Source organism: Methanothermus sociabilis (genome assembly GCF_055392295.1).
This window is the reverse complement of the sequence record NZ_AP042467.1, coordinates 1,033,030-1,052,671: the sequence shown is the minus strand read 5'-3', so window position 1 is coordinate 1,052,671 and position 19,642 is coordinate 1,033,030. Positions and strand designations below refer to the sequence as shown.

The window sequence follows — 19,642 nt, the reverse complement described above, 5'->3', positions numbered from 1 at the left end:
TCTCCATGCGAACGTGTGGAGGTGAGAGCTGAAAAGCATTTATAGTTATTCAATAATATATAACTTAAGAAGAAATATAGTTAAAAAATCATAATTTACTCAAATTTTTGGATGCCTTTCGGTAAATTCCTTCACTTATTAATACAAAGCTAAAAGCCAGTATTCGGAAGTAAATCCAAAAGAAACGTTAGAACGCTAAGCCATGAAAAATAAGATAGAGATTATTAAATATATCAATATGTGAATAAAAATGAGAGGGAGAGACAGCCTTAATAATCTGTCTGGATAATACCTCTGCCCAAGGCTATCTCCTACAAATTAGATAGCCTCAGACAAGTTTTCTCGATGAGGTAGAAACTTTGTGGAATACTTTACTTATCAAAACACGATTACAATATAATTATACCAAAGCTAAGGAGGATAAAAAATGGGTGAAACTAAAAAAATGATATGCTTAGTAGATGGTGAACATTATTTTCCTGTAGTTAAAGATTCTATTGAAATATTGGATGATCTTGAACATATAGATGTTGTAGCTGTAGTATTCATTGGGGGAACTGAAAAACTCCAAATTGAAGATCCTAAAGAATATTCTGAAAAATTAGGAAAACCAGTTTTCTTTGGGCCTGATCCAAAAAAAATACCATATGATGTAATAAAAAAATGTGTAAAAAAATATAATGCTGATATAGTTATGGATTTAAGTGATGAACCTGTTGTAGATTATACAAAAAGATTTAGAATAGCATCCATAGTTCTAAAAGAAGGCGCTGTATATCAGGGCGCTGATTTTAAATTTGAACCACTTACAGAATATGATGTGTTAGAAAAGCCATCGATTAAAATTATAGGAACTGGAAAAAGAATAGGAAAAACTGCGGTATCTGCATATGCTGCAAGAGTCATTCATAAACATAAATACAATCCATGTGTAGTTGCGATGGGTCGTGGAGGACCACGAGAACCTGAAATAGTAGAAGGAAATAAAATAGAAATAACAGCTGAATATTTATTAGAACAAGCTGATAAAGGTGTACATGCAGCATCAGATCATTGGGAAGATGCATTAATGAGTAGAATTCTTACAGTCGGATGTAGAAGATGTGGCGGTGGAATGCTTGGTGATACATTCATAACAAATGTGAAAAGAGGTGCTGAAATTGCCAATAAATTAGATTCTGACTTTGTTATAATGGAAGGTAGTGGAGCAGCAATACCTCCTGTTAAAACAAATAGGCAAATAGTTACAGTTGGTGCAAATCAGCCAATGATAAATATTAACAATTTCTTTGGACCATTTAGGATAGGATTAGCAGATCTTGTCATAATAACAATGTGTGAAGAACCTATGGCAACTACAGAAAAAATTAAAAAGGTAGAAAAATTTATAAAAGAAATAAATCCATCAGCAAATGTTATTCCTACTGTATTTAGACCTAAACCAGTGGGCAATGTTGAAGGTAAAAAAGTGTTATTTGCAACTACAGCACCAAAAGTTGTTGTAGGGAAATTAGTTAATTATCTAGAAAGTAAATATGGATGCGATGTGGTAGGTGTCACACCACATTTATCAAATCGTCCATTATTACGTAGAGATTTAAAAAAATATATAAACAAGGCAGATTTAATGTTGACGGAATTAAAGGCTGCAGCTGTTGACGTTGCAACTAGGGTAGCTATAGAAGCAGGTCTAAATGTTGTATATTGTGATAATATTCCTGTAGTTATAGATGAGAGTTATGGAAACATCGATGATGCAATTATTGAAGTTGTAGAAATGGCAATAGATGATTTTAAAAACAATAGGTGATATATTGAAAGTTTCTAATATTAAAAAAATGTTAAAATTTGCTGTGGAAGAAAAAAGAATAATAGAAGAACTTAATATTCCCAAAGAAAGTTTCTTACCTCTTATTTTTTCTATTCGTTTTGGTGGAGACTGGAGTGTCGTAAAAAATTCTGAAAGTTCTATAGCTGTGAAGGAAAAAGTGACTCGTTATGATGAAAATAAAAAAATAGGATATACTTTAGAAAAAATCTATTTATTCCTAAATCCAAAAATATTAAGTAAAGAAGGCACAGTTTATCGTCTAGAAAAATGTGGAAATGAAAAAGAAAGAAAATTAGTTAAAAGACCCTACAAAATTACTATAGACGGTAAAACAATAATAAAAGCTGAGTTAGATCCTATGAGTAATGAAATAAGAATAAAAAAATTAAGAGGTCCATTAACCTTTAAAGGCCCTGTAGCATATGGTATTTCTCATGAAATGGAGCATTTAAAACCATCTAAAGAAGAAGAAAAATATTTTTGGGAATTTAAGTGGAATTTGTTAACAGATGCAAAAAACAAAAGTTTTATATAGAAAGAGCTAGCATCCAAATAACATAAAGATATAACATCAAATTTTTTTAGATTTATTGAGAAATTATTAAAACAATTCACAAAAAAGGAAAGGTGATCTTTTGAGAGGACTAAATACACCCATATACATTTTACCTGCAAAAACAAAAAGATACATAGGTAGAGACGCACAAAGAATGAACATTTTAGCAGGAAAAGTATTAGGAGAGACCATAAGGACAACATTAGGACCTAAAGGAATGGACAAGATGCTTGTTGATTCTCTAGGAGACATAGTTGTCACAAATGACGGTGTAACAATTTTAAAGGAAATGGATATTGAGCATCCTGCAGCAAAAATGCTCGTTGAGGTTGCTAAAACTCAAGAGGATGAGGTTGGAGACGGTACAACAACAGCCGTTGTTTTAGCTGGAGAGTTACTCAAGAAAGCAGAAGATTTACTAGATATGGATATACATCCTACAATAATATCAATGGGTTACAGAAAAGCAGCTAAAAAAGCTCAGGAGATATTAGATGATATTGCAATAACTGCAGATGATGAAGAAACATTGTTAAAGGTTGCAATGACAGCAATGACTGGAAAAGGTTCAGAGAAAGCTAGAAAACCACTAGCAGAGTTAGTTGTTAAAGCTGTAAAACAAGTGGAAGAGAATGGAGAAGTTGATAAAGATTATATTCACATCCAAAGAATAGCTGGAGCATCAGTTGATGATTCCCAAATTGTAGACGGTCTTGCAATTGATAAAGGAAGGGTATCTCCATTGATGCCTAAAAAAATTGAAAATGCAAAAATAGCATTGTTAAAATATCCTTTAGAAGTTAAGGAGACAGAGATCGATGCAAAAATTAGAATTACAGATCCATCACAAATGCAAAAATTCATTGAACAAGAAGAGGAAATGATAAAAGAGATGGTTCAAAAAATAGTAGATGTTGGTGCAAATGTTGTATTCTGTCAAAAAGGCATTGATGATTTAGCACAACACTATTTAGCTAGAGAAGGAATATATGCACTCAAAAGAGTTAAAAATACAGATATGAAACGCTTAGAGAAAGCTACTGGTGGAAAAATAGTAATGGACATTCGAGATTTAACAGAAGATGATTTAGGCGAAGCAGAAGTTGTTTATGAAAAGAAAATATTTGATGAAATATTAACATTTGTTGAAGGTTGTAAAAATCCAAAAGCTGTTTCTATAATTCTTAGAGGTAGCACTAAACATGTAGTAAGTGAAGTTGAAAGAGCAGTGGAAGATGCTATAGGCGTTGTGTCTGCAGTCATAGAAGATAAGAAAATAGTCGCTGGTGGAGGAGCTCCTGAAGTTGAGCTTGCAAAGAGATTAAGAGATTATGCAGAAACAGTAAGTGGAAGAGAGCAATTAGCAATTCAAGCATTTGCAGATGCATTAGAAATAATTCCAAAGACATTGGCAGAGAATGCAGGTATGGATAGTATTGATGTACTAGTTGATTTGAGAGCTGCACATGAAGAATCAACAACTATGGGAATTGATGTTTTCAGTGGTGAAGTTATAGACATGCTTGAAATGGGCGTAATAGAACCATACAGAGTTAAAAAGCAAGCAGTACAATCAGCAGCGGAAGCAGCAGAAATGATATTAAGAATTGACGATGTAATTGCGGCAAGTGAAACATTTAAATCAAAGGGAGAAGAGGAATCTTCCTAATTTTATTTTTTCTTAATTAGTATTACATTTTAATTTTATTTTCATAATTATCATAATTAATATATATCAATTTTCAATAGAAATAAAAATGGTGGAAAGTATGAAAGAAAATTTTGAAGACATGATAATAGAACCACCAGAAGAAATTGTAAAAAGAGCACATGTAAAGGATTGGGAAAAAGAGATTGAAAAAGGAAAAGACATTGAAGAATATTGGAAGAAAAAGGCTAAAGATTTTAAATGGTTTAAAAAATGGGACATGATATTGGATGACAGCAATAAACCTTTCTATAAATGGTTTGTGAATGGTAAAACAAATATCACATATAATGCTGTAGACAGATGGATAAAAACTGGAAAAAGAAACAAAATTGCAATTATTTACACTAGTGAAAAAGAAAAAGAACGGAAACTAACGTATTATGAGTTATACACAGAAGTAAATAAAATGGCAAATGCCTTAAAAAGACTTGGTGTGAAAAAAGGCGATGTAGTTTGTTTATATCTACCAATGTGCCCTGAATTAGTTATATCGATGTTAGCTTGTGCAAAGATAGGTGCAATTCATACAGTAGTGTTTTCAGGATTAAGTGTAGGAGCATTAGAAGAAAGAATAAGAGAAACAAATGCAAAAGTAGTAATAACTGCTGATGCTACATTTAGACGAGGAAGGATTATAAAACTTAAAGATAATGTGGATGAAGCTGTAGCAAAATGTCCTAGTGTTGAAACCATAGTAGTTGTAAATCATGCTAATGTACCTGTAAAAATCTCAGAATTAACAGGTAGGGAATTTTTCTATGATAAATTAATAGAAGGTGAAGATTCAGAATGTCCTCCAGAAAAAATGGATGCAGAGGATCCATTGTTTATCCTCTATACTTCAGGAAGCACTGGTAAACCAAAGGGTGTTCTACATACAGTCGGTGGATATATGGTAGGTGTAAGCAGCACACTCAAAATGGTATTTGATATTCATGATGATGATCTCTATTTCTGTACAGCAGACATAGGATGGATAACAGGGCATAGTTATATAGTATATGGTCCTTTACTACTTGGAACAACAACTATAATATATGAAGGAGCACCTGATTATCCAGATCCTGCAATATGGTGGAGAATAATTGAAAAATACGGTGTAACAAAATTTTATACAGCTCCAACAGCATTGAGACATCTTCGAAGGTTTGGTGATAGGCATCCAAAAAAATACAATCTTTCTACTTTAAAAATTCTTGGCACTGTTGGAGAACCCATTGATCCTGAAACTTGGTTATGGTATTACAAAGTTATTGGTAATGAAAGATGTCCAATAATGGATACTTGGTGGCAAACAGAAACAGGAATGCACATGATATCTCCATTGCCAACTGCACCATTAAAACCAGGATCTGTAACAAAACCTCTTCCTGGCATTGATGCAGACATTGTAAATAAGAATGGCGATCCTGTGAAACCTGGAGAAAAAGGTTATGTTGTCATAAAAAAGCCTTGGCCAGCAATGATGAGAACCATTTATAAAGACGAAAAAAGGTATAGAGAATATTGGGAAACTATTCCAGGTTATTATTTGGCAACAGATGTGGGGAAAAAAGATAAAGATAGTTACTTCTGGATTTTAGGAAGGTCAGATGATGTTATAAATATTTCTGGACATAGAATTGGAACTGCAGAAGTCGAATCTGCGTTAATTTCACATCCTGACGTTGCAGAGGCTGCAGTAATTGGTAAACCTGATCCAATTAAGGGCAATGTCATCAAAGCATTTTTAGTTTTAAAAAATGGTAAGAAATTAGATGTCAATTTAATGGAAAAAATAAAAGAACATGTGAAACATGAAATTGGACCAATAGCAGTTATTGGCGAAATGGAACAAGTTGATAAATTACCTAAAACTAGAAGCGGTAAAGTCATGAGGAGGATATTAAGAGCTAAAGAGTTAGGTGAAGAGTTAGGAGATACATCTACATTAGAAGATTAAACTTTTAAATTTTTTTGTTTTAATTTTATTTTTAATGAAATAACTAGTCATGCTTTTTTCAACAGAATTTGTTGTATTTTGGAATATTGATGAAAAACAAACACGTTAAATAAAATTGTATTACTACACAGAACCTACAATAGTTCCAAACATTAATAACAATAATAATAATTAAATATTTTTTTATCACAAACAATAGATTTTGTTTTAAAATAATTTTTTTATTGAGGGAAATGAATTTAAAAGAATTTAAAAATTGCAAACTTTGTGAATGGAAATGTGGTGTAAATAGAATAAAAGGTGAAAGAGGCGTTTGTAGAAGCACATTACCAGAAATTGCATACACAAGCATTACGTATCTTTTAAAAACATATGCTATAACTTTCCTTGGATGCTCATTTAGATGTTTTTATTGTAATGCTTATAGAATTTCACAATATCCTGACACTGGTTGGATATATAGGGGTTATGTAGAACCTGAGAAATTAGGTAAGGAAATTTTAAGACAATTAGAAAGTAAAATAGCTAAAAAAATAGGAGTTTCTGGAATTAGTTTCACAGGTGGTGAACCCTCGATACATCTTCCATACATAGAGGAAGTCATAAAATATGTAACAGAAGAAAAAGAAAATTTAAGAATTGGTTTTGCAACGAATGGATTTGCAACTAAGAAAACTTTTAAAAAATTGGTAAAAATTGCATCTTTCATAAATTTTGAGATAAAAGCCTTTGACAACGACATACATCAAAACTTAACTGGCGCTCCTGTAGATCCTGTACTCAGAAATGCAGAATATCTTGCAAAAAATCATCCAGAAAAAATAAGAGTTTTTAGATCTGTTGTTATTCCTAAAATTACTGATTCACAAGTTTTAAAAATAGCAGAATTTATCAAAGACATTGATCCTTCATTAAATTATAAATTGATAGGATTTAGACCAAATTTTGTTTTGTATTATCATGCAGGTCCAAGTAAAAAACTTATGGAAAAATTGGTTAAAAAATGCAAAGAAATTGGTTTAAAAAATGTAAATTATTCAGGATACTATCCAAAGGAAATGAAAAACATAGACGAATATGTTAAAAAAATAGGATGTCCAATGCCTAGAAATTGTGGAAAATGTAAATTTAAACATGAATGTAAGGCTGTATTAATGGAACCTTGGTTATTTAAATAACTTTTTTAAACAAATAATTGATTTTTAATAAACTTTTTTTAAATTTATCATAATAAATTGAAAAATAGAAAACAATTTAATAATTAATGAACAAATAATTAATCAAAAGAAGAAGGAGGTGAAAAATATGGTAGAGAAAAAAGAACCAGCAGAAGGATGGCCAGTAGTTAGTGGAGATTATATTGTTGGAGATCCTGAAAGTCCTGTTGCAGCAGTAACATTAGCATCACATATAGAAGATATACCAATAGATGCAGGAGCTGCAATAGCTGGGCCTTGCAAGACAGAGAATTTAGGAATAGAGAAAGTAATAGCAAATATAATCTCAAATCCAAACATAAGATTCCTAGTTCTATGTGGTTCAGAGGTTCAAGGGCATATAACTGGACAAAGTATAAAAGCACTGCATAAGAATGGCGTTGATGATAAAAAGAAGATAATTGGTGCAAAGGGAGCAATACCTTACATAGAGAATTTACCAGAGGAAGCATTGGAGAGATTCCAGAAACAGGTTGAGATTGTTGATTTGATAGATGTTGAGGATGCTGATCAGATAAAGGAAAAGGTTAAGGAATGCATAGAGAAGGATCCAGGGGCTTTTGAAGAGGAAGAAGTTATTTTGAGATTATAAGTCTAGGAAGTCAATTTTAGAACTATGGGTGCAGAAATATTTTCAAAAATTGGATATAAATCATCATTAGGTTCTATTATTTTCTCTATTTTACCATAGATTTCATAATTAAGCAGTTTTTTGTCTCCAACATCTATGTAGTCCAGGTTATCTTCACAATATTTCCTAAGAACTTTAGACATTTTAAAACCAGAGTTAGTTTTGTACAAAATTAGGTCACCTTTTTTGATTACACGTGAGTTTCTCCGAAGAATAATCCAGCTACCAGCGAAATAATCAGAATTTTCATCAATTTTTACCAATGTTAAAAATTCTTTAGAAATCTTCTGGAATAAACGTGATTTTATTCTTTTAATATTTTCTTTAGAATAATTATTTATTAAAAATTCATTTAAAGCATTTTTAAAAGATTTATAAAGTCTTTGGTATATTTCCACTTCTCTACATTTAATAATATGGCTTGTTGTTTTCTGTGGACATTTCCAACAATACTTCTTCTCAAGAATGTTTAAAGATTTTTCATATGTTTTTTTAACAAATTTTTCAAAATTTTTAAAATTTTTTTGAAATTTCATTTTTTGTGCCGTATATATTGGTATAGGTAGAGTTGTGCATATCCAGCATATTTACCAAATTTTGATTGTCCAAATTCTCTTATATCTTTAGATACACCAAAAAGATTTTTGATTGCCCTTGTTATCCATATATCTACTGGAAATGCTTCATATCTCCTAAATCCATATAAAAGAATACAATCAGCTACCTTCGGACCTACACCAGGTAACTCAAGCAATGTTTCAAAAGCTTCATCATATTCCATCTTATTGACTTCATCAATAGATAAATTCTCATACAAAATTTTTGTAGTCTCAACAATATATTTATACCTATAACCAACTCCACAATACTTAAGTTTATCTTTATTTTCTAAGACTGTTTCTGGATCAGGAAAATAGTACATCTCCTCAGAAGATGGAAAAACATATTTTCTTCCTAATTTTTCTTTAATTCTCAATATTGAACGTGTCCATTTTGAGATTGAATTATTTGCAGACGTAATTGATGAAATTATGCATTCATATTTATTATGTGCAAGAAAAAGTCTTAATCCATTGTATTTTTCAACAATTCTTGAAAATATTGAATCATTTTGTGTAAAATTAAAATAAAATTTATCCAAATTAAATTCTAAATCAAATATATATTTTATAGTTTTTTTAATATCTTGGGGAGATACTTTTGTATCTGTCTCATATTTAACTTCTAAATGATTGTTTTTTTGTCTTACTTTTATCAAACATGGTTTATCCTCAATAAAAATTAACTCTTGATAATAATCATTTTTGTGTTTCCAAGGCGGTTGTGAAGTCTGGCCACTGAACATTGTTAATTTTAAGTCAAAATTAGGAACATTAAAACTAAATTTTCCACATTTTATTTTATTTATTTCCATACTATAACCTTACTTCCACACCCTTTTCCCACAAATATTTTTTTACATCAGATATGCTATATTCATTATAATGAAAAATGCTTGCAGCCAATGCAGCATCTGCGTTTCCAAGCTTAAACGCATCATAAATATGTTTAGGGTTTCCGACACCGCCTGAAGCAATGACAGGGATGTCCACTCTTTTTGTTATTTCTTTGATTAATGGAATATCATATCCTTCTTTTGTTCCATCTCTATCCATAGAAGTCAATAATATTTCGCCTGCTCCTCTCTCTTCACATTCCATTGCCCAGGCAATTGCATCTATACCAGTAAATTTACGTCCACCATATATACTACATTCATACCAACAATATCCTTTTTCTGTTTTAACAACGATTTTATCTGTTTCATTAGGATCATTTACATATCTGCGCTTAGCATCAATTGCAACTACGCAAGCTTGTGAACCAACGACTTTAGAAGCTTTATTAATTAATTCAGGATTTTTAATTGCAGCTGTATTTATGGAACATTTGTCAGCGCCTGCCTTAAGCATTTTTGTAAAATCGTTGACAGTTTTTATGCCACCACCTACACATATAGGAACAAAAACATTTTCTGCAACAGCCTCAATGACATGTGTCATGGTTTCTCTTCGTTCATGAGATGCGGTGATATCTAAAAAAACAATTTCATCAGCACCTTCCTCATAATATTTTTTTGCTAATTCAACAGGGTTACCAGCATACTTAATATTCTTAAATTCAACACCTTTAACAACTCGTCCTTGAGGAACTTGTAAATCACAATCTAAACAAGGTATAATACGTTTTGCAACCATCTAAAAAACCCCTCAAACATATTAATTAAAAAACACCAAAAATCATTTTTATTTTCTCTTACAACTCTTTTAAGTATAATCTCACCAAGCATCTTCTTTTCAGGAGCTTTTGGCAATGATTTTCCGGGAATTTTATGACCTAAATAGATAATATTGTCAGGAAAACCATCTTGAGATGCAAATATTTTTAAATTAGTGCCATTAATGTCATATGTTATAATGTCATGTTTATGTATTCCATAGGGATCTTTATGTGCAATGTCTATTGCATCAAATATCGGATCTCCCTTAAATTTACCTTTTACATAAAATTTTGGATTATTAGGAACTACCACAAATTCATTATTCTTAATTTTAAAAATATCAATTTTTGATTGTTTTGCCCTATAATCGTAAATTACAACTCCGACAGTATTATCAGGGGCTTTTATAAATAGATGTCCCCAACCATTAGATTTTAAAACTTCAAGTGCCTCTTTTAGGTATTTATGCTGTATCCCCTTGTCCATCATTGTTTCCGCAATTGTTCTCAATTCATCATTTATATCTGATGAATCTCTTCCACCTATCCCAACTATCCAACCATCTTCTGTAATTATCGAGTGATAAAATCGTCCATCATTAGTTTTATATTCAATGACTCTATTTTTACCAAAAACTTCTTCTTTTTCTATATAAATATTTGCTTTATATTTTGCATCCCTTCTATATGAAAATATATCTTCTGTATTGTTTACATGAAGCAATATTGATGAACATCCATCATCTAGTGATGCTTTAAACGTTGTTACATAAGAAGCTTTAACTTGTTTTACAGAATTCATATTTGATAAGTTTAAAACTCCAAGAACCAATGTTTCACCAATTTTTTTAATATCATTTGAATTTAACTTATCAAAGGTATTTTCACTACTCCATGGTGAAACCCCAAAAGGTTGACTCATGACCTGACACACTGGAACATTCTTTTTGTAGAAAGGATATGTGTCACTTGGATATGTGGTTTCTGTGACAATAACACCATGATTTAATTTTTCTGCAGAAGACTTTAATACATTTATTAAGTTTGGATCTCCATCAACAGGAGAAGGTAAATAACTATGTTTTATCAATCCAACATTTTCACCAGAACCAACACAGTTTAAATCTATTACTGCATCACAATTTTTAACGATGTCAGGATGTTTTTTAACAAAGTATTCAGAACCTTTGAACCATTGTTCTTCTCCACCAAATCCAATTATCAAAATAGATTTTTTTGGATTGCAGTCTTTTAAAATTCTTGCAACTTCAACTTGTATTCCCAATGCAGCTGCATCATCTGTAGCTCCTTCACAAAATCCTGGAGAATCAATATGTGATCCTATAATAATATACCTATTAGGATATTCTGAACCTTTAATTTCACCTATAACATTGTAAGTATATCCACCATCTAAGTTAACCTTTTCTTTAGATGTATTCAAACCATATTCTTTAAATTTACTTTTTAATAAATTTGCAGCTTCAAGTTCTGCCTTATTTCCGCCATATCTTGGACCTAACTTACATATTTTTGAAGTAAAATTCATTGCATTTTTTACATCAAATCTTCTTGCTTCTGCGACAGGATCTATTTTCTTTGATGTATTTTTTTGCAACTCTATTTTAGGATAAAAATATACTGAAATTCCTATTCCGAGAATTACAATAATTAATGCAATGCCTAGTAATAATTTTTTTGACATTGAAAAACCCCCAGATAATTTTTATTTCTTTAATAAAATTAATTATTTAATTTTTTCCTTTTTTAACATGGTTTAATATTATATCAGCAATTTTATCTCCAGCCCTTAAAATTTCTTTACTATATTTACTTGCGGCTTTTTTCATTGAATCTAATTTTGATAAAGCTTCTTCAACTTTCATTTCTATTTCATTCACATAACTTTCTATTACAGCGTCTGGGAAAACCTTTGCCATATTGTGTTCTCTACCATATTTAACTCCTTTCAATGCTACAGTTGGAATTTTACAAGCTATAGCTTCATGTACCATCACACCATCATCTGAAAGAATTGCTAAATCTACAATTTTATAAAGATCTTTCATCCAGTCAACATAGCCTAGATATATTGTGTTATTCAGATGCTTAAGGATGTCATTGCTTAGAGGATGCCCAGTTACTACAATGTTGTAGTCAGATAATAATTTAGATATTTTTTCAGCTGCTATAGCCATTTTTTCAAAAAGAGAAGAACCTGACGAAAATAATATAGTTTTTTTATTTTCTTTAAATCCACTAGGCATTCTTTTAATGGCTCTTTCATAACTACCTTTAATTATTTCTGGATCTATTGGTGAATATGACTTATAAAGATTTTTTCTTTTTTCAAAATAAAGGTTAGATTCTGGCAATGCTATACATGGATTTAATTTTGTGCATATCATGCCATCTAAGGGTGTTATGAGGATTCCTACCGCAGGAACTCTAGCTAATTTTGCAGCAGTACAACCTATAATTGCTCCACCTCCAATTACACCAACAACAACATCAGGATTAATTTTTTTTATCAAATGCCATGTTTCAGCAACCCCTTTTATGGATAGTAAAGCTGCCCTTATTATCCTCATTTTTGTAGCTGCATGTCCACCTGCTTGAGGAATAGTTACTTTATGCCATTTTATATTCATTTTTCGAAATAAGAACCCTGGAGCTTTATGGTCAAGTGCATATTCACATTTAACGCCTCTTTTTTCAAGTGATTTTGCAATATTTAATGCAGTGACTGTATCGCCACCAATTCCTCGTCCTGTGATTGTTATAAGTGCCTTCATTTAACCACCTTATTGTATAGTAGTCTTCTAAACCCTAAAAATATTAAAACTGGATTTTTAACTTTAATTTGTCTTTTACCTAGAATTAATCTCCTAATAAAATCTCCCAATCCACCTCCAGTCATCACATCCATAAAATAGTCACCAAATGTAGGATTTTTTATTCCTAATTTTTCCTCTAAATATTTCTCCAGATATTTCCTTCTTATAAATGCAATAAAAGCTGAAGTTAAAAATAAAAATATTAACACTGTTAGAGGTCCGCCAAGAAGATAAAAACATATCCCCAATGCCACAGCAAAAGAATGGTTTCCAATCTCTCCCATCATTATTTTACCTTTATAATCTAGTGGAGAATATGCCAACGTTACTACAAGTAAAAGTAGAGGCAAATAATAATTTTGTCCTTTAAAAATCATCATAATTAAAACAATTGATGCCATGGTGATTATTGTTGTACAAGCTTTTCCTGGTTGCATGTCAGCTATATTTAGAGGTTGAACCATGAAAGCTATTAAGAAACTTGCAATTCCAAAATAAGAATATCCTAGAATTGCAATGGTTAACATCCCTATTCCTCGTGATAGCTGTCCCCACTCAATTCCCAATTTATTGATTTTCACCCTTCCAATTATATCATCTAAAAATGCAGAAATGCCAATTATAAATATAAATAAATTATAAGGGTAGGGTGTGAAAAAAACTAAAGTTATAAAAGGCGCTGCTCCTACTCCTCTTGGAATTCCACCTCTAATTTTTTTAAAGAGATTTTTTGGTTTTAGCTTTCTTAACAAAAAATTGAGTAACAAAGTTAATATAGAAGTTAAGATAATAGCAAAGATTATTTTCAACATGCTATCACTTTACTTTAAATCTTAAATGAGCTGCCAATCCACCTATTGATTTCAATTGTTTACCACTTTCATGTTCACTACTTATTACTATGACTTCGCCTCGCATTTTTTCTACTTCTTTTACTAAGGATTCTATTTTTTCATCATGTAATAAGGTATCAAGAACTAAAAGCTTTTTTATAGCACCCAGATTTGCAGCTTCAATAACATGATCTTTTCCATAAACAACTAATGATGGAGACTTAGTTATTTTTTCTAGAATTTTATTTACTTCCCTTGTTTCTCGGGCAACCCTGTGTTTTTCGAGAACCTTTTCTACAGTGCCTTTTCTAAGTACTTCTTGGATACCTGTCCTTCCACCACTTCCAGCACTTTCAACAATAGATATTTTTGAAATTTTTGGATATTTATCTTTTAAATAGGCATAAAAATCATCTTTGGCAAAACCAGGACCAGCAATTATTATAGTTCCTACATCTTTAAACTTTTTTAAACTACTTATGATTTTTTCATAAAATTCAATTATTTTTTTATCCCTTGTTTTATCTTTTATTCTTTTTCCAGAGATATTGCCAGTGATGGGGCCATAATACTCAATACCATATTGTCTTAATAATCCCAACTCTGCAGAATTCTCTTCTATTAATAATATAATTGCATTTAACTCTTTTGAAGCATTTATAGCATCTTTTAGTCTATTTATAGCCCACTTAGGCCATTCTTCTTTTTTTATACATATTTTTTTGTTTAACTTTACTTCTAATGTGTGGTATGATCCAAGAGGTACTATATCTTCAGGACCTTTTTCTATCACACCAGTAACCCTCAATCTACCAGTATATTTATGGAATTTGACAGACTCCACTCTAACTGTAAGTCGAAATGTCTTTTTTATTCCTCTATCACTTCTAATTCTTTCACCACTTTTGTCTTGTATTCTTCTTGTTGTCACTGCAGAAACTAAGTCTCCTTTCTTTATAATATGTGAAAGATGCCATAAATCATCAAGTGTTTCAGGTATCAACTCTATAATATTCTTTTTTGTATCTTCATATGTAATTTTCATTTCTTCACCCAAAAATCTAATTTATTAATTGATATAAAAATAAAAAATATTAAATTTAAATTTTCGTGTTTAACTCTATCTGTGAGAAATCTCCTACAAAAGCGTAGGGAGAGTTGAAAACTATTTTATATTCAAAACCAATTAACGTGAGAATTTACTTAAAAATTTGGTGCTTGAGTAAATTTCTTCACTTACTAATACAAAGCTGAAAAGCTGTATTTAGGTAGTAAATCCAAAAGCATCGGAAGATTAAACTATGGAAATAAGTTGAAGGATTATATATCAGCGTACCGTTGAGGAATGAGTACTCTGACATCTGTTGAGAAAAAACATTTGGAATATTTTATAAGAAGATGGTCCTGGGTAAGTTTTATTGATGAAGCAAAAGTGAGGAATAGTTCACTTAAACAATATATCTAACAACAAAAAATTCTTTTTGTTATCATAACTTTACGAAATCCTGTGTTAACTATATATAACCTTTGAGAAATATATAAGGTTTGGTGGTCAGACTTGAAAAGAATAATGGATTTTTCTGAAGAACTGTTAGATATTCTTGTTTATCCAAGAGATACACTAAAAACTATGAAACAAAAAGGAAAAGATGATCATGGACTAATAATATATTTATTCATGTTTGCTTTTCTTGGTTTCATGTTTGGTGGAATATTATCAAGATTAACAGGCGTTGTTATTATATTTCAAATATTTTTTGCATTGGTGTTTTTAATTTTAGGATTTCTAATATTACTAATTTGGTCTTTAATTTCACATGCAGTAGCAGTTTTCTGTTTTGGAGGTAAAGGAAAATTTGATGATACTCTTAAATTTCTAGGTTTTTCAGCTGCTCCATATATATTAGGAATTTTTGCAATTACAATTATCATAGTTTTTAAAGCATTTTTTACATCTACAATACTCTTTGCCTTGATGTACCTTTGGTCTCTTTTTATAGCAACTGTTGCTATAGACACTGTACATAATATAGGTTTAGGAAAATCGTTTTTATCTGTATTTGGAGTACCTATACTTGTAATATCTATGATAACAATGTTTGTGGAGGCACTTTTATGGATTTAAAAAGAATTTTTAGTATTATAATTTTTGTAATATTTGTATCTGGTTTTTTAGTTGGGGCATTAGCTTTCATCAATAAAAAAGAAGATGAAAACATTACAAAAAATTTTAAATTGAAAGAAAGTGAATTTCCCGGAGTAAAATATGTTAATATTACTATTGAATCAAACACAAGTGGTGTAAAGCTATCATTTGAAAATTCAACAAATGAAATATGTAATTTTAATGTTGGACATAACATAAAAACAAATCCTGTTTTTAATTATACAATCTACGGTGATACCCTGAATGTAAAACTAAAGCTAAATAAAGGTTCTACTTCTGTTTTTCTTTCAAATAAATATATTTACAATATAACAATTAATGATAAAGTCGGAGGAGTTGAAATAACTCTTGGAAATAACTCAAAAATAGACATGCTTAATGTAAATATAAATTACTTTGGCGGAGGAAAACTTAAGATTCAAGATGTAGTATTTAAAAACATAAAATTAAATGTCAATACTGGTGGATTTAACATTTTAAACACTGGACTTCTCTACAATGGATCAATAAATACAAACGTTACAATTGGCGGCGTCTCTATGTTACTAAATTCGTTATCACCTATACGAATTATTTCAGATGTTGATTCTGGTGGAATATCTTTTAATGCTAACACTAAAAACGCTGTTATTTTGGAAAATACTACAAATCATTTAGAATTAGAGACAAAAAGTTACACACTTTCAAAAAATGGTGTTGAAGTTGTAAATAAAGTGGGTCTTGGAGGCATAAATATTGACATGATTTAATTCACAATGTTACTAACTCCAAGCGCTTTAGTTTATATTGTCTGAATTTATGGATCATTTCTTTTATCTCCTTACTTCTCCCTCTAACTATAAAAACTTCTAAACAATCTTTATTTCCGACGTGACTATGTATCTGTGTAGTTATTAATCCATTGTATTTATGTGCAACATCCGATATCTCTTTTTCAAATCTCCTATTATGAACTAGAAGCAGAACAACATTGATGATTTTATCTTGAAATTTATATTTACTTTCATCTATCATTTTTCGTACGGCAGCTCTTATGAATTCTGATCTCCCTGAAAACCCTAATTCTTCCCAAGTCCTATCAATTTTTTCTAAAAACTTTTTATTAACAGAAATGCTGATAATTTTCATCAAATTAATTTTGTTAATATATACTTTATAAAATTTTTTATAATTATTAATAACATGTCCAAAAATTTTTAGTAAAAATTAATATGTAATTTGTTTAATACTAATAATTGGGTGGAACAATGAGTGCAAGAAGATTGACATTGGCATCTATATTATTGATAATAACTTTGTTGATAATTGTTTTCACACCTGTAAAAAAAGAAACATCAAACAAAATAATAGTGGCAGCGACTATTCCTCCTGAAAAAGAATTTATAGAAAAAATAGCTGGCGATAAAGTTCAAGTTATTGTCATGGTTCCAAAAGGCGCTGATCCTCACACCTACGAACCTAATCCTGAGACATTGGAAAAACTTAAAAATGCTAAAGTGTACTTTGAAATAGGTTCTGGGATAGAATTTGAAAAAAAATGGATGGAGAATATAAAATCAATAAACCCTCATATATTAATTGTTAATTGTTCTGAAGGTATAAAACTATTACCAAGTAGCGAAGGCACTGATCCTCATGTTTGGAATTCTCCAAAAAATGCAATAAAAATTGTTGAAAATATTTATACTACCTTATCAAAAATTGATCCATCCAACAAAAATTATTATGAAAGAAATAAGGATAGATATGTTTCTGAATTAAAAAAATTAGATAATGAATTCTCGGAAACACTTTCGCATAGGAAAAATAAATATATACTAGTTTACCATCCTGCATGGGGATATTTATGTCACGATTATGGATTAAAGCAAATAGCTATTGAAAAAGAAGGAAAAGAACCTAATCCGGAAACTATTAAAGAAATAATAAATGAAGCGAAAAGATACCAAATAAAGACAATCTTTATTACACCATTAACAAACAAAGAAAATTCTAAAGTTATAGCAAAAGAAATTGGAGCTAAAATTATTGTTATAGACCCTTTAGCAGAAAATTATGTAGAAAATATGTACAAAGTTTTAGAGGCATTAAAACATGAATAATTCAACAGTAGTAGAGATGAAAAATGTGTATTATGAGATTAGTGGTAAAATCGTGCTAGAAAATATAAATTTAAAGGTAGAAAAAAATGATTTTTTAGCAATAATTGGACCTAATGGTGGTGGAAAAACAACTTTATTAAAATTAATAGTAGGACTAATAAAACCATGTAAAGGCGTTGTAAAAGTATTTGGCAAGCCACCTGAATTAGCAAGAAAAAATATTGGTTATATGCCTCAAATTACTCATTATAATTATGATTTCCCAATAACAGTTTTTGAAACTGTACTAATGGGTCGTTATCCTGGTCCTTTAAAAAGATATTCAGAAAAAGATATTAAAACTGTAGAAAAATGGCTTAAAAAATTAGGTATATGGAACTTAAGAGACAAAAATATAAACGATCTATCTGGTGGACAAATACAAAGAGTATTTTTAGCTAGAGCTCTTGTTAGGGAACCTAAATTATTGTTATTAGATGAACCAACAGCTAGTATTGATCCTGGAACGAGAAATTCGTTTTATAAGTTATTAAATAAAATAAATAGAAAAATGACGATAATACTCGTTTCTCATGATGTGGGTGTAGTTTCAAAACATGTTAAGAAAATTGCATGCCTCAACAGAAGGATTTTCGTACATGATGATCCTAAAGAAGTATTAAAAAGTATTGAAGAACTTTACAAGTGCCCTGTTAACATTGTTTTTCATGAAGTTCCTCATGAAATTTCCAAAAAACATTAGGCGGTATATAAGATGTTCAGTGTCATACAATGTCAATTTATGCAAAATGCAATAATTGGTGCATTTTTAGCTGGAATCGCATGTGGAATTATAGGAACTTATGTAGTTGTTAAAAGGATAGTTTTTATTGCTGGTGGAATATCACATGCAGCATTTGGAGGAATTGGGCTGGGTTATTTTTTAAATTTAAATCCAATATTAACTTCTTTACCTTTTACTTCAGTATTAGCAACAATGATGGGCATAATTGTTGAAAAAAGCGATGTTAGTGAAGATGTCGTAATTGGGATATTATGGGCAGTTGGAATGGCAATTGGAATATTATTTGTAAATTTAACACCCGGTTATGTATCAGGACTCTTTACATATCTTTTTGGAAATATTTTAATGATTAGTAAATCAGACTTAATTTTAATGACAATACTTGATACAATAATTTTAACAACTGTCTTTTTATTTAATAAAGAATTTACAGCTATATCTTTTGATGAAGAATATGCAGAAGCTTTGGGAGTTCCTACAACAATATTTTATTTATTTCTTTTGAACCTTGTGGCAATAAGCATAATAATGATTATAAAAGCTATGGGTATAATTTTAACGATAGCACTACTAACGATTCCTGCAGCAATAGGTAAGAAATATACTTCAAGAATAGAATCAATGATGAAAATAGCAGCCTTTATTGCAATAATTTCTTCACTTATCGGACTAGAACTATCATACTTACTTAACTTGTCTTCTGGAGCAACAATAGTTTTAGTATTAGCTATATTATTTATAATTACACATATTACTAAGGAAAAATAAATTT

General features: G+C 30.3%; 18 protein-coding genes and 1 pseudogene. 11 read left to right on the top strand and 8 right to left on the bottom strand.

The genetic code is table 11. The features are described 5' to 3' along the window. Positions 1–427: 427 nt before the first annotated feature. The 6 genes and pseudogenes from cpgS to mtrA form a co-directional block, all read left to right on the top strand. The gene (gene cpgS / locus ACZ5LY_RS05720) at positions 428–1,810 is read left to right on the top strand and encodes a cyclic 2,3-diphosphoglycerate synthase (protein ID WP_464577353.1); all 1,383 of its coding nucleotides are present in this window, start codon (positions 428–430) and stop codon (positions 1,808–1,810) included. A 4-nt stretch (positions 1,811–1,814) separates the two neighbouring features. After that, on the top strand, positions 1,815–2,366 hold the full coding sequence (locus ACZ5LY_RS05715) for a putative ATP-dependent zinc protease (RefSeq protein ID WP_245526737.1): 552 nt from the start codon (positions 1,815–1,817) through the stop codon (positions 2,364–2,366). Positions 2,367–2,466: 100 nt separating this feature from the next. Continuing rightward, positions 2,467–4,056, top strand: coding sequence for a thermosome subunit alpha (thsA, locus tag ACZ5LY_RS05710; RefSeq protein WP_013413157.1), 1,590 nt, complete (start codon positions 2,467–2,469; stop codon positions 4,054–4,056). Between the two features lie 100 nt (positions 4,057–4,156). Beyond that, positions 4,157–6,040 carry an acetate--CoA ligase gene (gene acs, locus ACZ5LY_RS05705; protein ID WP_464577350.1) on the top strand — a complete coding sequence of 628 codons (1,884 nt, stop codon included), beginning with the start codon at positions 4,157–4,159 and terminating at the stop codon, positions 6,038–6,040. Between the two features lie 233 nt (positions 6,041–6,273). Further along, the gene (locus tag ACZ5LY_RS05700; protein WP_148217873.1) at positions 6,274–7,218 is read left to right on the top strand and encodes a radical SAM protein; all 945 of its coding nucleotides are present in this window, start codon (positions 6,274–6,276) and stop codon (positions 7,216–7,218) included. 127 nt (positions 7,219–7,345) lie between these two features. Further along, a pseudogene (gene mtrA / locus ACZ5LY_RS05695) lies at positions 7,346–7,846 on the top strand (tetrahydromethanopterin S-methyltransferase subunit A); the annotation flags it as partial. Between the two features lie 5 nt (positions 7,847–7,851). Here the strand turns inward: mtrA and ACZ5LY_RS05690 are convergent. The 7 genes from ACZ5LY_RS05690 to ACZ5LY_RS05660 are packed head-to-tail and all read right to left on the bottom strand — an operon-like array spanning position 7,852 to position 14,862. Further along, the gene (locus ACZ5LY_RS05690; RefSeq protein WP_013413153.1) at positions 7,852–8,424 is read right to left on the bottom strand and encodes a hypothetical protein; all 573 of its coding nucleotides are present in this window, start codon (positions 8,422–8,424) and stop codon (positions 7,852–7,854) included. Continuing rightward, entirely contained in the window at positions 8,421–9,302 is an 882-nt protein-coding gene (locus ACZ5LY_RS05685) for a DNA glycosylase (protein ID WP_464577347.1), read from the bottom strand. The genes ACZ5LY_RS05690 and ACZ5LY_RS05685 overlap by 4 nt, the downstream gene beginning before the upstream one ends. A 1-nt stretch (position 9,303) precedes the next feature. Then, complete coding sequence (hisF, locus tag ACZ5LY_RS05680; protein ID WP_013413151.1) at positions 9,304–10,125, bottom strand: imidazole glycerol phosphate synthase subunit HisF; 822 nt, start codon at positions 10,123–10,125, stop codon at positions 9,304–9,306. After that, the gene (locus ACZ5LY_RS05675) at positions 10,095–11,852 is read right to left on the bottom strand and encodes a M28 family metallopeptidase (protein WP_464577345.1); all 1,758 of its coding nucleotides are present in this window, start codon (positions 11,850–11,852) and stop codon (positions 10,095–10,097) included. The genes hisF and ACZ5LY_RS05675 overlap by 31 nt, the downstream gene beginning before the upstream one ends. A 46-nt stretch (positions 11,853–11,898) precedes the next feature. Further along, positions 11,899–12,942, bottom strand: coding sequence for a glycosyltransferase (locus ACZ5LY_RS05670; protein ID WP_464577343.1), 1,044 nt, complete (start codon positions 12,940–12,942; stop codon positions 11,899–11,901). After that, a complete protein-coding gene (locus ACZ5LY_RS05665; protein WP_464577341.1) occupies positions 12,939–13,796 on the bottom strand; it encodes a cell wall biosynthesis protein in 858 nt (285 codons plus the stop codon). The genes ACZ5LY_RS05670 and ACZ5LY_RS05665 overlap by 4 nt, the downstream gene beginning before the upstream one ends. A 4-nt stretch (positions 13,797–13,800) precedes the next feature. Beyond that, the gene (locus ACZ5LY_RS05660; protein WP_464577339.1) at positions 13,801–14,862 is read right to left on the bottom strand and encodes an mRNA surveillance protein pelota; all 1,062 of its coding nucleotides are present in this window, start codon (positions 14,860–14,862) and stop codon (positions 13,801–13,803) included. 513 nt (positions 14,863–15,375) lie between these two features. Between ACZ5LY_RS05660 and ACZ5LY_RS05655 the strand changes: the two genes are divergently transcribed. Continuing rightward, positions 15,376–15,942 (top strand): YIP1 family protein, encoded by a 567-nt coding sequence (locus ACZ5LY_RS05655; RefSeq protein ID WP_464577337.1) that lies wholly within the window; start codon positions 15,376–15,378, stop codon positions 15,940–15,942. After that, positions 15,933–16,733 (top strand): hypothetical protein, encoded by an 801-nt coding sequence (locus ACZ5LY_RS05650; RefSeq protein ID WP_013413145.1) that lies wholly within the window; start codon positions 15,933–15,935, stop codon positions 16,731–16,733. Before ACZ5LY_RS05655 ends, ACZ5LY_RS05650 begins: the two co-directional genes overlap by 10 nt. Before the next feature lies 1 nt (position 16,734). Here ACZ5LY_RS05650 and ACZ5LY_RS05645 read toward each other — a convergent pair whose 3' ends face one another. After that, a complete protein-coding gene (locus ACZ5LY_RS05645; RefSeq protein ID WP_013413144.1) occupies positions 16,735–17,112 on the bottom strand; it encodes a CopG family ribbon-helix-helix protein in 378 nt (125 codons plus the stop codon). 119 nt (positions 17,113–17,231) lie between these two features. Here ACZ5LY_RS05645 and ACZ5LY_RS05640 point away from each other — a divergent pair, with 119 nt between their 5' ends. From ACZ5LY_RS05640 to ACZ5LY_RS05630, 3 genes are read left to right on the top strand one after another with little or no spacing between them, the layout of a single operon-like run. Next, positions 17,232–18,086, top strand: coding sequence for a metal ABC transporter solute-binding protein, Zn/Mn family (locus tag ACZ5LY_RS05640; protein WP_013413143.1), 855 nt, complete (start codon positions 17,232–17,234; stop codon positions 18,084–18,086). After that, a complete protein-coding gene (locus ACZ5LY_RS05635) occupies positions 18,079–18,828 on the top strand; it encodes a metal ABC transporter ATP-binding protein (protein WP_464577334.1) in 750 nt (249 codons plus the stop codon). The genes ACZ5LY_RS05640 and ACZ5LY_RS05635 overlap by 8 nt, the downstream gene beginning before the upstream one ends. Positions 18,829–18,840: 12 nt before the next feature. Continuing rightward, entirely contained in the window at positions 18,841–19,638 is a 798-nt protein-coding gene (locus ACZ5LY_RS05630; RefSeq protein ID WP_013413141.1) for a metal ABC transporter permease, read from the top strand. The last annotated feature ends 4 nt before the right edge of the window (positions 19,639–19,642 follow it).